This window comes from Dyella sp. (assembly GCF_035486915.1).
Classification (GTDB): domain Bacteria; phylum Pseudomonadota; class Gammaproteobacteria; order Xanthomonadales; family Rhodanobacteraceae; genus Dyella_B.
The window spans coordinates 1-14667 of record NZ_DATHMR010000098.1; the positions used below are offsets into that span (position 1 = coordinate 1).

Annotated in this window: 9 protein-coding genes; 6 read left to right on the forward strand and 3 right to left on the reverse strand. The window is 60.0% G+C overall.

Translation table 11 applies throughout. From position 1 onward, the window contains the following. On the forward strand, nucleotides 1–2304 hold a 2304-nt coding region (gene pepN / locus VK725_RS07610), incomplete at its 5' end, for an aminopeptidase N (protein WP_325317457.1). A 70-nt stretch (nucleotides 2305–2374) separates the two neighbouring features. Here the strand turns inward: pepN and VK725_RS07615 are convergent. Continuing rightward, nucleotides 2375–2560, reverse strand: coding sequence for a hypothetical protein (locus tag VK725_RS07615; RefSeq protein ID WP_325317458.1), 186 nt, complete (start codon nucleotides 2558–2560; stop codon nucleotides 2375–2377). 534 nt (nucleotides 2561–3094) lie between these two features. Here VK725_RS07615 and mnmG point away from each other — a divergent pair. From mnmG to VK725_RS07635, 4 genes are all read left to right on the forward strand, one after another. After that, nucleotides 3095–4972 (forward strand): tRNA uridine-5-carboxymethylaminomethyl(34) synthesis enzyme MnmG, encoded by a 1878-nt coding sequence (mnmG, locus tag VK725_RS07620; protein WP_325317459.1) that lies wholly within the window; start codon nucleotides 3095–3097, stop codon nucleotides 4970–4972. Nucleotides 4973–5052: 80 nt separating this feature from the next. Beyond that, a complete protein-coding gene (locus VK725_RS07625) occupies nucleotides 5053–5823 on the forward strand; it encodes an RDD family protein (RefSeq protein WP_325317460.1) in 771 nt (256 codons plus the stop codon). A 149-nt stretch (nucleotides 5824–5972) separates the two neighbouring features. Continuing rightward, nucleotides 5973–8306, forward strand: coding sequence for a Tex family protein (locus VK725_RS07630; RefSeq protein WP_325317461.1), 2334 nt, complete (start codon nucleotides 5973–5975; stop codon nucleotides 8304–8306). A gap of 176 nt (nucleotides 8307–8482) precedes the next feature. After that, entirely contained in the window at nucleotides 8483–10525 is a 2043-nt protein-coding gene (locus VK725_RS07635; RefSeq protein ID WP_325317462.1) for an autotransporter domain-containing protein, read from the forward strand. Nucleotides 10526–10599: 74 nt separating this feature from the next. On the opposite strand, the gene VK725_RS07640 is transcribed toward VK725_RS07635, so the two are convergent. Next, nucleotides 10600–11466 carry a DUF1481 domain-containing protein gene (locus tag VK725_RS07640; protein WP_325317463.1) on the reverse strand — a complete coding sequence of 289 codons (867 nt, stop codon included), beginning with the start codon at nucleotides 11464–11466 and terminating at the stop codon, nucleotides 10600–10602. A 534-nt stretch (nucleotides 11467–12000) separates the two neighbouring features. Between VK725_RS07640 and VK725_RS07645 the strand changes: the two genes are divergently transcribed. Continuing rightward, entirely contained in the window at nucleotides 12001–12582 is a 582-nt protein-coding gene (locus VK725_RS07645; RefSeq protein ID WP_325317464.1) for a transcriptional regulator, read from the forward strand. Between the two features lie 68 nt (nucleotides 12583–12650). Here VK725_RS07645 and glyS read toward each other — a convergent pair. Continuing rightward, nucleotides 12651–14667, reverse strand: a 2017-nt coding sequence (gene glyS, locus VK725_RS07650; RefSeq protein WP_325317465.1) for a glycine--tRNA ligase subunit beta, incomplete at its 5' end; no start/stop codon positions are given.

Below are 14667 nucleotides of genomic sequence, written 5' to 3' on the forward strand. Positions count from 1 at the left end.
CTTTATCTGTCCGGCTCGCGCGAAACCGGCTTTCTGCTGACCCAGTGTGAAGCCGAAGGGTTCCGTCATATCACGTTCTTTCCGGATCGACCGGATGTGTTGGCGCGCTACACCGTTACCTTGCGCGCCGATCGGGAACGGTTTCCCGTGCTCCTTGCGGGCGGCAATCCAGACGGTGCGGGCGAACTTGAGCAGGGACGCCACTGGGCGCGCTTTGACGATCCTCACCCCAAACCGAGCTATCTGTTCGCGCTGGTGGCCGGTCGGCTGAAAAATATTCGTCGCGATTACCTCACCGCTGACGGCCGCAAGGTTGCATTGGTGATGTGGTCCGAGGCGAACGTGATCGATCGCTGCCATTACGCGCTCGACGCACTGGAACGCTGCATGCGTTGGGACGAAAAAACGTACGGCCGTAATTACGACCTCGATGTTTTCCACATCGTCGCCACGCATGATTTCAATATGGGCGCGATGGAAAACAAGGGACTGAACATCTTCAACGCGAAGTACCTGCTTGCCGACCCGGATAGCAGCACGGACGAGGAATATCGCGCCGTGGAAGCGGTCGTCGCGCACGAATACTTTCATAACTGGACCGGCAATCGCGTGACCTGTCGCGACTGGTTCCAGTTGTCGCTGAAGGAAGGCCTGACGGTGTTTCGCGAACAGCAATTTTCGGCCGACATGAACTCACCGTCGCTGAAGCGCATCGAGGACGTGTCACTGCTGCGTCGCGCACAGTTTCCGGAAGATGCCGGCCCGCTCGCGCATCCGGTGCGTCCTGCCGAATATCGCGAAATCAATAATTTCTACACGGCCACGGTTTACGAGAAAGGCTCCGAGTTGGTGCGCATGCTCGCGGGGCGTCTGGGCCACGACGGTTTCCGCCGCGGCATGGATCTTTATTTCGAACGCCATGACGGACAGGCGGCGACCATCGAGGATTTTCTGACCGCGCTTGGCGAAGCGAATAACATCGATTTGATGCCGTATTTGAGTTGGTACGGGCAGGCCGGCACACCGCGATTGCATGCACGCGGCGAATACGACGCGACGCGCAAGGAATACACGCTCACGCTGTCGCAGCAGACGCGTGCCACGCCCAATCAGCCCGAAAAAATGCCGCTTCCCATTCCGGTGAAGCTCTCGCTATTCGATCGCAGCGGCAACGTGTTGCCCTTGCATACCGACGGCCAAGCGCCCGAGACAGAAAAAGTCGTGGTCGTGAGCAAGGCATCGCAGCCTATTGTTTTTCGTCACGTCGACGCGCCACCCGTACCGTCGCTGCTGCGTGGCTTCTCCGCACCGGTTTTGCTGGAATACGGTTACGCGCCCGCGGAACTGGCGTTGCTGCTGATGCACGATCCGGATGGCTTCAATCGCTGGGAGGCCGGTCAGCATCTGGCTTTTCTTGCTTTCGATTCGCTGCATGCGCCGGCAGACAACGATGCATGCGCAGCCTGGTGCGAGGCGCTCGCGTCGCTGTTCCATGGTCGCGCTATCGACGACGCGTTGCTCGCCGATCTGATGACACCGCCCGGTGAAATCGAATTTGCCGATCGCCAAAACGAAGTCGATCCCGCAAAGATTCACGCGCAGCGGCAGGAATTGCAGCGACGGCTGGCCGCGCATATCGGCGCTGAAGCGTTACTTGCGCGCTATCGCACGTTGAATGAAGACGGAGAATTGAAGCTCGACGCCGAAAGTCAGGCCAAGCGCAGACTCAAACGCCGCGTGCTTGAATTGCTTGCGTTGGCCGATGCAGACCAAATGCATGCCTTGGCGGCGAAGCAATACGAATCTGCGACAGGCATGACCGATCGCCTTGCTGCGCTCGGTGTGCTGGTCCGTCAACGCGCATCGCAAGCGGCGAAAGCGCTTGCGCATTTTCGCGAACGCTACGCAGACAATCCGCTTGCGCTGGATAAGTGGTTCACCGTGCAGGCGCAGGTGCCGGGTGACACAGCACTCGCAACCGTGAAAGCACTGGAAGACGATCCGGCGTTCACGTTGAAGAATCCGAATCGCGCGCGCGCATTGTTCGGCACATTCGCGAGCGGCAATCCGAGCGGCTTCCATCGCGTCGATGGCGAAGGTTATCGCTTGCTCACCGATCGACTCGCGCAGCTGGACGCACTCAATCCGCAAATCGCGGCGCGGCTGGCGACAGCGTTCAATGGTTGGCAACGCCTGGAATCAGTACGCCGCGAAGCGGCGCGTACGGCACTGGTGGGATTGGCTCAGCGTGAAGGCTTGTCGCGCAATCTGAGCGAAATCATCGGAAACGTGCTGCAACACTGATTTCCCTTATCGCTGACGGCGACCCTTAAACGGTCGCCGCCACGGGGCGGCGCAAGAAACGCAGCGCTGCTTACGCAGGCAGATGATCCAGCTCGCTTAGTAAATGACTCATGCGGGACTCAAGACGCGGACGCAGCTGCTGTTGCTGAGCCTGCTCGCGCTCTTCAAGATGATCCATCGCCATTTCCAGGCGCCCGATCTCGATCATCAAGTCATGCCGCATGTAAACCGGTGCGAACTCGTTACTGTTATCCATGATGGCTTCCCCTCTTTGGCCTGCACCGAAGACCTGCATGAGGCGTGCCAGCATGTGACGTACTTCACACAACATATTTGCTCCAAAACACGCTGTGACCTTTTGTGTCAGCAGCTGCCGTACATCGGCATAATTTTGCGTTTCAGTCACCCCGTGTTCACGCGTTCGGGGCCATGATCCACCCACGCTCAGGGGGAGCGGCAACGGCCGTTCAGCCTGATACGTTCGCCAGTTTCTGGCGCCCGGCAACACGGTCATCCTGGATTCCCCCTGTTCCTGAGACCGCCGGGCGCCAGATCTCTTCTACAGAGATCGAAAATAACGACGGCGCCCAATGGGCGCCGTCTTGCTTCCTCTCCCAGCACGCGAATGGACCCCTGTCGTCCAATCTCAGTGCGCAAACCGCGCGACATCTGCCCGTGAAAGTGCGGTGATATACAAGCAGAAAACATGCCAGCTTGCTGTCGGGGATGCCCTGCGGCTGGCGGCGCATTACCATAAGCCCCTATCTAGTCCTTCATTTTGCTCATTCCGATGCTTCATCCGACCTCCTACGACGTGATCGTGATCGGCGGCGGCCACGCCGGCACCGAGGCTGCGTTGGCCGCGGCACGCACGGGCGCGCGCACGCTGCTGCTCAGCCACAACATCGAAACGATCGGCCAGATGAGCTGCAATCCGGCCATTGGCGGCATCGGCAAAGGGCATCTGGTCAAGGAAATCGACGCATTGGGTGGCGCCATGGGGCAGGCAGCCGATCGCGCGGGTATCCAGTGGCGTACGTTGAATGCCTCAAAGGGACCGGCCGTACGCGCTACGCGCTGTCAGGCCGACCGCGTGCTCTACAAGGCGGCGATTCGCCGGATGGTTGAGACGCAGCCGAACCTCGACCTGTTCCAGCAGGCGGTCGACGACCTGATCATCGAGAACGGTCGCGTCATCGGTGTAGTGACGCAAATGGGCCTTTCTTTCCACGCCAGGTCAATTGTGCTCACCGCGGGCACTTTTTTGGCGGGCAAGATTCACATCGGCCCCGCCCAGTACGCTGGTGGCCGCGCGGGTGATCCGCCGGCAACCACTCTTGCCCAACGCCTGCGTGAACTACCGGTGGCTGCCGACCGCCTGAAAACCGGTACGCCCCCGCGCATCGACCTGCGCAGCATCGACTTCACCCACCTGGATGAACAGCCTGGCGACGACCCGGCGCCGGTGTTCTCCTACCTGGGCTCCCGTGCGGACCACCCGCGCCAGGTCAGCTGCTGGATCACACATACCAGCGAGCGCACGCACGAGATCATTCGCGGCGCGCTGGACCGCTCGCCGCTCTATACCGGCCAGATCGAAGGCATCGGCCCACGCTACTGCCCATCGATCGAGGACAAGGTCGTGCGCTTTGCCGACAAGGCCTCGCATCAGATCTTTATCGAGCCGGAAGGCCTGGACAGCTTCGAGATCTACCCCAACGGCATCTCCACCTCGCTACCGTTCGACGTGCAGCTGGCGCTGGTGCATTCGATCAAGGGTTTCGAGAGCGCGCACATCACGCGGCCCGGCTACGCCATCGAGTACGACTACTTCGACCCACGCGGCCTTCATCCGTGGCTGGAAACCAAGGCGATTCCAGGGCTGTACTTCGCCGGCCAGATCAACGGCACGACCGGTTACGAGGAAGCCGCCGCGCAAGGCCTGATAGCGGGAATGAATGCCGCGCTGGCCGTGCACGGCAAAGCGCCGTGGTATCCACGTCGCGATGAGGCCTATATCGGCGTACTGATCGACGATCTGACCAGCAATGGCACGATCGAGCCCTATCGCATGTTCACCTCGCGCGCCGAATACCGTTTGCACTTGCGTGAAGACAACGCCGACTTGCGTTTGACCGAAACCGGCCACGCGCTGGGCGTCGTGCCGCAGGAACGTTTCGACGCTCTGCGTACAAAACGCGAGGCGGTCGAGCGCGAGGTGCAGCGCCTGGGTGCCCTGTGGGCCGCGCCCAACAATGCCCTGGGCGCGGCGATCGAGCGTCAGCTCGGCGTCGCAGTGAGCCGCGAAACCAATGCACTGGATCTTCTGCGCCGTCCGCAGATCGATTACGCGAAGCTGACCTCCGTGACCGAACTCGGACCTGCCGTCGAGCACGAGGATGTCGCCGCGCAAGTGGAAGTGCAGACCAAGTACGCCGGCTATCTGGAGCGCCAGCGCGAGGAGATCGAGCGTCAGCGTCGTCATGAAAATACGTCGATTCCAACCAGCTTCGACTATGACAAAGTGCGCGGCCTTTCCGCCGAAGTGCTGTTGAAGCTCAAGCGCAGCCTACCCACCACCATCGGCCAGGCCGCGCGCATCAGCGGCGTGACCCCTGCCGCCATTTCGTTGCTGCTTGTCCATCTGAAGCGACGCGACGCAGCGTGACCGCTCGGTCCTGTCCAGGATCGGTCCAATCCTTCACGAACGCATGGCATCATGCGCATCTGCTTAGCGAGGAATAGCCGATGGAAGTGTGGATTGGCCGCCAGGGTGAACGTCACGGCCCTTATCAGGAAGACCAGATAAGGGAATGGCTGCGCAGCGGTGAACTGAGCCGCGAGGACCTGGGCTGGTACGACGGACTGGCCGATTGGCAACCGCTATCGGTCCTGTTTCCCCAGGAACGTCCCACGCCACCGCCGGCGCCGAACATCTACGCGCCGCCGCAGGCACCGTTGCATACGGCAGCAGCAACCGTCACCGCCTTCGATTACGCCGGTTTCTGGCAGCGCTTCGGTGCATGGATCATCGATCTGATCATCCTAACCATTCCGTCGATGATTGCCGCGTACATGTTGGGTGGCGTGGAAGCGTACACGCACTTCATCAACCAGTTTCAAAGCAACGCCGATATGACGAAGGCGCTTCACGACTACGTTGAAGCCACGGAAAGTTCGACTGTCGCGTCCATCGTCATCACCTACATCTACTACACGTTGTTTGAAGCATCCAAATGGCAGGCGACGCCAGGCAAGCTGGCACTGCGTCTGCGCGTGACAGATCTGGACGGTAAGCGCATCAGTTTCGCTCGCTCGGCGGCGCGCAATGTTGTCCGGCTGATGTCGCTTGTGTTCGGATTGATCCCCCTTATCTGCTATCTCGCTGTTGCGTGGACACAACGCAAACAGGGTTTGCACGACATGATGGCCAGCACGCTCGTGCTCAACGGAAGCATCCAGGCACTTCCGCCGCAGCGCCCGCAATCCAGCGGCGATCGCGGTAGTTTCAGCGCCTGAATGGGTTAAAACGGAAACGGCGCGACCTTCGGGTCTGCGCCGTTTTTTTGTTTCGCTAACACGTGCCATCGCTCATCCCTTGCTATCATCGGTGATCCGACCGATCTGATTTATCGCTACACAGAAACTCAAGGAATTTTTTCAGTCTCATGCTTAGCATCGAACAACGCATTGCCCAGGACATCGCCGCTAAACCTGAACAAGTACACGCTGCCGTGGACTTGCTCGACGGAGGCGCCACCGTGCCCTTCATCGCGCGCTACCGAAAAGAAGCCACGGGCGGTCTCGATGACACGCAATTGCGCATGCTGGAAGAACGCCTGCGTTATCTGCGCGAGCTGGAAGAACGCCGCGCGGCGATCCTCGCCAGCATTGATGAACAGGGCAAGATGACGGACGCGCTGAAAGGCGACATTCTCGCTGCCGACACGAAGGCGCGACTGGAAGATCTTTACCTGCCATACAAACCCAAGCGCCGTACCAAAGCGCAGATTGCGCGCGAAGCAGGACTTGAGCCACTCGCCACCGGTCTTCGTGACGATCCAACGCAATCGCCGGAGGTTTTTGCCGAAACGTTTGTCGATGCCGAAAAAGGCGTCGCCGATGTGCGTGCCGCACTGGATGGCGCACGCGCCATCCTGATGGAAACCATTGCCGAAGATGCGCAGTTGCTCGGCGATCTGCGCGATTGGCTGTGGGAGAAAGGTCAGATTCGCGCGAAGGTCGTCGAAGGCAAGGAAAACGAAGGCGCGAAGTTCCGCGATTATTTCGATCACATGGAAGCGATCGGCAAAATTCCTTCGCACCGCCTGCTTGCATTGATGCGTGCGCGCAATGAAGGTGTCATCGAACTCGAACTCGCGCCTGCCGCCGAGGCCGAACAAGGCCACATCGAAGCCGAAGGTCGCGTTGCCGCACACACCGGCATCCTCGAGCGCGGCCGCGCTGCCGATGCGTGGCTGCGCGAAACCGTGCGCATGACATGGCGCGTGAAATTGCATTTGCATCTCACGCTGGATCTATTCGGCCGTGTGCGCGAGAGTGCGGAAGACGAAGCGATTCGCGTGTTTGGCGACAACCTCAAGGATTTGATGCTCGCTGCACCGGCCGGCGCAAAAACGGTAATGGGTCTCGATCCCGGTATTCGCACGGGCGTGAAAGTCGCTGTCGTCGATGCCACGGGCAAGTTACTCGCGACCGATACGATCTATCCGCATGAACCTCGCAAACAGTGGGATCAGTCGCTGGCTCGCCTCGCTGTGCTGAGCAAGCAGCACGGCGTGAATCTCATTGCGATCGGCAACGGCACAGCATCGCGCGAGACCGACAAACTCGCAGGCGAAGTGATCAAGAAGCATGCGGATCTGAAACTTTCCAAGATCGTCGTGAGCGAAGCGGGCGCATCGGTGTATTCGGCGTCCGAAACGGCAGCGAAGGAATTTCCTGATCTCGACGTGAGTTTGCGTGGCGCGGTATCCATCGCACGCCGCTTGCAGGATCCACTGGCCGAGTTGGTGAAGATCGAGCCCAAGGCGATTGGCGTTGGGCAATATCAGCACGACGTCAATCAGGTGAAACTTGCGCGCGCATTGGACGCCAAGGTGGAAGACTGCGTGAACGCAGTAGGTGTGGACGTCAACACCGCATCCGCCGCGCTGCTTTCGCGCGTCGCCGGTCTTTCAGCGAGCGTGGCCGATAACGTAGTGAAACACCGCGATGCAAACGGGCCGTTCGCCAATCGCAAAGCGTTGCTGAAAGTGCCGCGCCTGGGCGACAAGGCGTTCGAACAATGCGCGGGCTTCTTGCGCGTTCCCAATGGTGACAATCCGCTCGACGCCAGTGCGGTGCATCCGGAAGCGTATCCGGTGGTCGAACGCATCATTGCGCAATGCGGTCGCGAGGTGAAAAGCATCGTCGGCGATACGAGTTTTCTGCGCGGCCTGAAAGCCGAGCAATACACGGACGAACGCTTCGGCGTGCCCACCGTGCGCGACATTCTCAAGGAACTGGAAAAACCCGGTCGCGATCCGCGCCCCGAATTTGTTGCACCGAGTTTTGCCGAGGGTGTGGAAGATCTGAAGGACCTCAAGCCCGGCATGATTCTCGAAGGCCGCGTCACCAACGTCGCTGCCTTCGGCGCGTTTGTCGATATCGGCGTGCATCAGGACGGACTGGTTCACGTCTCGGCGCTTTCACATAACTTCGTCAAAGATCCGCGCGACGCGGTGAAAGCCGGCGATATCGTGAAGGTGAAAGTGATGGAAGTGGACATTCCGCGCCAACGCATCGGCTTGTCGATGCGCCTGGACGACGAGCCCGGGCAGGCTCGTGGGGGACGTCAATCGGCGAGTATCAGCGAGTCACGCAATGGGCCACGCGAGAATCGCGGCCCGCGGCCTGGCGGCAACGGTCCTTCCAAGCCAGCCGCAACGCCGGGCAACAGCGCGTTTGCCGATGCCCTGACGCGTGCCCTGAAACGCTGATTTATCGCGGATCGGGCGCTTCAGACGCCCGATCCGGAGGCCGTGGGGAGCGAGCCTTTACCTGGTGGCGCCAGCTCAATTTCTTGCGATAGGCCCGTTTGCTTGCAGCGCAGCATGCGCAGACGTATGGCATGCATTAACGTAACTTCCCTATAACAAACGCAGGAGCAGGCACCATGGTTCAACCTCGCAAGATTGCTGGCGCCGTTGCGCTGGCCCTCGGCCTCATTGGCACGGCCCAGGCGACTGGCAACCCCAACTCCACGTTCAACGGTGTCATCGTCTTCGGCGACAGCCTGAGCGACGCCGGCAATATTTCGCTGGCCACCGATCCGAGCATCCAGCCCCCGCTGGAATTCACCACCAATCCTGGTGCAGTGGTGGTGCAGAACGTGGCCAAGGCTCTGGGCTTTTCGCTGACGGCGTCGCTCGCTGGCGGCAGCGATTACGCTTGGGGTGGCGCAGGCATCTTCAACAACTCGCCGGGGACGCCGGCGACGGTGCCGACCATCACCGCACAGGTCACTGACTATCTGGCTACGAATAAGGTCAAGGCCAATGCCCTGTACACGATGTGGGGCGGTGCGAACGATATCTTCTACGCCGCGACGGCAGCAGGCGCGGCAGCGGCTGTGCCGGCACTAATCCAGCAAACGATTCAAGCCGAAGTCACTCAGGCCATTGCCGGTGGCGTGATTCCCAACAATCCCACGGCGATTGCAGCGTTCGAAGCGCAGATCACCCCGACCGTCACGCAACAGGTTGAAGCCGCTGTGGCTGCGCAAGCGGGCGTCGCAAGCCTGCAAACACAGGCACAGGCCGAAGCGAGCATCGTCGCCGCTGCGCAGCAGGAAGTGAAGCTGCTCGGCGCACTTCAGGGCGCCGGCGCGAAAAACATCCTGGTGTTCAATCTTCCGAACATCGGTTTGACCCCGGACGCCACCGAAGAAGGTCCCACTGCCGCCGCCGCACTGACGAGTTTAAGCCTGGTCTTCAACGCTCAGCTCAACGCGGGTCTGGGCCAGCTCGGCAAGGGCATCATCCCGGTCAACGCGTATGCGTTGCTCAATCAGGTGATCGCCAATCCGGGTAGGTACGGTTTCAGCAACGTCACGACGCCGGCATGCGGCGTGGGCTCCAGCTCGGTGGAATGCGGTCCGCAAGGTTCCGGCCTGCCCTACACCTACGCACCAGGCACGAATAGCTCGTACCTGTTCGCCGATGGCGTGCATCCCACGACCGCGGCAGATCGCATGCTTGCTCAGGCCGTGTTGTCCGAAATCGCAGCACCGCAGCAGATTTCGTTATTGCAGGAAGCACCGCTCGCCGCAGCCACCACGCAGACGGCTGCCATTCGCGATCAGATGATGGCGGACAACTTCGGCAGCACGACGCGCGCTTTCGCCAGCATCAACTACTCGAACCAGCAGTTCGATTCCAGCGCTGGCGCGCCGAAGACGACGAGCAACAACGTCGATCTGACCACCGGTGCCGATGTGAAAATCAACGACGACTTCTCCGCAGGTGTCGGTCTCGGTATCGGTGAGCACTACGCCGATGTCAGTGGCGGCGGCGGCTACGATCTGCAGGCACTCACGGGTCTTGGTTACCTGACCTGGCACTCCGAGGGCGCCTACGCCGGTGTCTATGGCGATTTCGGTCAGGCCAGCTACACGAACATCAACCGCGTTTTCTACATCGGCAACGATCGTACGAATGAAAACGGCAAGACTGACGGCTCCTACGTGGGCGCCGGTATACACGGTGGTTACTGGTTCGATGTGGCCAGCCTGAAGACCGGTCCGTTTGCGAACTTCGAATATCAAGACGTTCGCATTAATGGCTACAACGAAGGTGGCGATGATGCGACAGCGATGTGGTTCGGCCGTCAGGAACGCGATGCGTTGATCAGCACGCTGGGTTGGCGCCTGCAAGGTAACTGGCAAACGCAGAGCATGGCGTTGTCGCCCTTCGTCGAACTGGGCTGGAACCACGATAGCCGCGCTGCGACCGACATGGTTACCGCAGGTCTCAACAGCATGAACGGCAGCTTCGAAATGGCTGGCTTTACGCCCGACAAGAACTGGGGCAATGCCAGCGTCGGCCTGATCGCGCAGATCTCGCCCAATCTCCAGGGCTGGGTCAGCTACTACGGTCACTTTGCCGACGATGCACAGCGTTACAACAGCATCAACCTTGGCTTGAAGCTCGGCTTCTAAGCCGACTTCACGAGCAACAAAAAAGCCGTCCGCAATGCGGACGGCTTTTTTTACGACCCGATGTTGACGGTGGCTTACTTGCCCTTGCCGCCCGTGGCCAGCTTGAGGATGGCATTGGCCTGCTGCTGCAGGTTGTTGGCATCGTCGTCGCTGAGCGGCTGCTTGTTGCCACCTGCGTCATGCGTCTTCAGCACGAGTGATCCATCGTCACCCCAGCCAGCCGTATCGGTCGAGGTCGGACTGGCCGACTGGCTCGCCTTCTTCTGCTGCTGCACGACCCACGGCTTGCCGTCCTTATAGGCGTAATCGGTGCTGGTGAAACCCTTGTCACCGTAGTCGACGAGTTCACGAATGAACTTCACTTGGCCGCCGTCACGGAACACTTGCCAGGCGCGCGATGCATCTTTTTCAAGCTGCGTGCCGCTGGAGCGCTTCATGCCACCGATCTGCTTCTGCACGGCCTGGAACTGGACGAGAAGCTTTTCGCCTGGCGTCTGTTCCGGCGCCAGTTCGATCGCGATGTTGGTGGTCGCATGACCCTGCGTCAGCACCGGTGCCTGCAGCGGCATCGTGTAATGACGATCGCCGTCGGTCAGCGTGGCCTGCACAACGTACATGTCGTTGGCGGCAACGTCCGCCGGATTGAAATCCAGTTCGAACGACTGCGGGAACGTGGTGGCCGGCGCGATCGTCTTGGTTGCCAGCGGCGCGGAACCTTGAGTCGTTGCGTCGATCAGCTTGATCTCGAGCGAGTCCTGGGCGGACGGCTGGATACCGCCACGAAGGGTAATGGTACCGGCGACACTTTTTGCAGGACCGGCGGGGGCCGCTGCCGTGCTGCCATCCGAGGCCGGCGCCGAAGACGACGGATTGGAAGAGTTACTGCAGCCGGCCAGTGCAACCGCTGCCACTGTCATCAGCGACCAAACAACGCTGCGCATGGGATTGAAACCTCAGGTTGGAACGATTCGAACGCGAGGTCTGCGTGACGCATCAGCGCCGCAAACATCCGCGCGGGGGAGCCTCAGAGAATAGCCCAAACTTTCGGCCTGGAAAAGTCAAACGCCACGGAGCTCCATTCGCCGGCGTATGTAAGCGCATGATTCTTGGGCGTATCGGCGACCGCCTCGGTGAAGCCAAGCGGGAATCTGGCTGTTTCGGCGACGCCGCAGCGGCATCTTTCGATCACATCCTCTTCACGAATGCGCAGCACAACGCAACTTTTCGCATCGGAACGCAACTTTTAGCGATGTTCTAATGGTCCTGACGCAGCTTCTTGCAAACAGCGGTTTCGTACCTGTCAACCCTGTTTGAACTGACGCGTTTACCCGCAAACGGATGACTTGATAGCGCAATAGATCGCAAGTTAGTGCGAATTTATTCAGAAAATTGTCGCGATCAGCGCGCATCTGGGAAGCAGGATTGCCAACAAGAATTTGCCGAAACGGCATCAGAAATAACGGCGGAACTTTGTGATGAATCTGCATGTAAATTCGATTTCCGATCCTTCAACGACCTTCTCCGATCGCATCAAGATGCTGATTCAGCGCGTCGGAAGCGTGACAGAAATTGCACGCATGTGCGGCTTCTCGGAAGGTGTGGTGCGCAGTTGGCGAGACGGCAACACCGATCCCTCGCGCGCACGTTGCGTAACGCTTGCCCGCACACTGGGTATCTCCCTGGTCTGGCTGGTCGCGGGCGAAGGCTCGATGCAGATCGATCCGAGCAGCTTGAATCACGATGATTCGGCACCTTCCGATACGGTAGCGGCGCAGCGGCATCGCAACGCACTGCGCAGCGCTAATGCCACGGACGCGACGCGTTCGATTGGTATGGATTCGCAGCGCCTGAACACCGCACTGCGCATTCTGCAGTCGGAGCTGGATCTGGCTGACAGTCGCCTAACGATGGCGGAAAATTCCGACATGCTCGCGGAGCTGTATGACATCCTCGGCCCAGGTGGCAGCGACGTCGATGCAGCAGCGATGGTGGCGTTCAATCATCGCCTAGCTGAGCGTCTCAAGGGCACTCGCCCGATTGGTCGTCTGTCGTCCTGAACACGCTGACACGCGACAAAAAAAAGCAGCCTCGCGGCTGCTTTTTTTATTTCCGGACATTACGCGATTTACAGGCGCGCAATGTCGGCGATGGCGGTGAATTGCGCCTTCAGGCGGCCCAACAAGGCCAGACGGTTGGCGCGCACAGCCGGATTCTCCGCGTTGACGAGCACGTTGTCGAAGAACGCATCGACCGGCGCCTGCAACTGTGCGAGACGTGCAAGCACCGCTGTGTAGTCGCGACGCTCCAGCGGTCCTGCATTGTCGGCTTGCGCTGCTTCCAGTGCCTGTGCGAGAGCGCGCTCTGCGTCGGCTTCGAAGTGCGCGGGATCGACGCGCTCGCCAATGCTTTGTGCGCCGTGTTCTTCCTGCTGCTTGCGCAGGATGTTGGCTACACGTTTGTTGGCGCCTGCCAGACTGATCGCTTCGACGCGACGTCCAAATTCGACAACCGCGCGCAAGCGATGATCGAAATCGACCAGACTTGTCGGCGCTACAGCAAGCACCGCTTCATATTGCTCGGTCGTGAATCCCTGCTCGGCGTAATAACCACGCAGACGCTCAAGCACAAAGTCGTTGAGTTCGGATACCAGCGCAGCGCGGCGTTCACCGATATCGAAGGCGGCCGTCTTGCCGTCTTTACCGGGCTTGACGCCAGCGGCTAGCGCGGTGTCGGGCAGCAATTCCAGCGCTTCGGTGAAAAGTGCCTTGTGATCGAGATCGAGTTCGCCCTCAATCAACGTACGCGCAAGGCCCAACGCCGCGCGACGTAGGGCGAAAGGATCTTTGTTGCCGCTTGGCTTCAGACCGACGGCGAAAATACCTGCCAGCGTGTCGACACGCTCAGCCACCGCGAGCACCTGCCCAACTTTGCCGCTGGCGATCGTGTCGCGCGAAAAGCGCGGCTTGTAGACGCTATCCAGTGCCTCGGCAACATCCGGCGATTCGTATTCATGCTGCGCGTAATAACGCCCCATCACGCCCTGCAATTCCGGGAATTCACCCACCATGCGCGTCAACAGATCGCATTTGGCAAGGCTGGCGGCGCGCGTTGCCTGGCCGGCGTCCACGCCGACGCGATTGGCGGTGATGCGCGCCAGTTCGGCCACGCGCACACTCTTGTCCCACAAGCTGCCAAGCGCCTGCTGGTAGGTCACGCCCTTGAGCGCTTCCTGATAGCTGGCAAGCGGTGCTTTCAGATCCTCATCCCAGAAGAATTTTGCATCGGCGAAACGCGGGCGAATGACGCGTTCATAGCCTTTGCGAATTTCGTTCGGATGCTTGCTTTCGATGTTGGCCACACCAATGAAGTGCTCGGTGAGCACACCTTGCGCGTCGAAAACCGGCACGAACTTTTGGTTGGCTTCCATGGTGGTCACCAGCGCTTCCGGCGGTACGCTTAGGAATTCGCGCTCAAATGTGCAGGCGATCGCTACAGGCCATTCGGTAAGATTGGCGATTTCATTCAATAGCGCATCGTCCAGTCGCGGGATACCGCCGGTTTGTTTTGCGGCGTGCGCGACTTCATCGCGAATGCGCTGGCGACGTTCGGAGGGGTCTGCGATTACCTTTGCCATGCGCATCGCGTCGAGCCAGCTGTCGGCCTCGGCAACATGCACGGGCTGTGGATGCATGAAGCGATGACCGCGCGACTTGCGTCCGCTTTTGAGTCCAAGCACAACACCGTCGATGATCTCTGCGCCGTGCAATAGCACCAGCCAATGCACGGGACGCACGAAGGTGTAATCGTGATCGGACCAACGCATAGGCTTGGGAATGGGTAAACCCTTGAGCGCTTCGTCGACAATCTCGGGAACGAGCACGGACACTAGCTGACCTGGCTTCACGGTGCGGAAAACAAACCACGCACCTTTGTCCGTTTCCAGCTTTTCCAACTGCTCGACGGTCACGCCACACGATTGCGCAAAACCGACCAGCGCCTTGCCGGGATTGCCATCGGCATCCATGGCTGCGTTGACCGCAGGGCCGCGACGCTCGAATGCTTGATCGGGTTGTGCGACCGGTACCTGTGGAATATGGACGGCCAAACGCCGCGGCGTCACGAACAATTTCGCCTGATCCAAC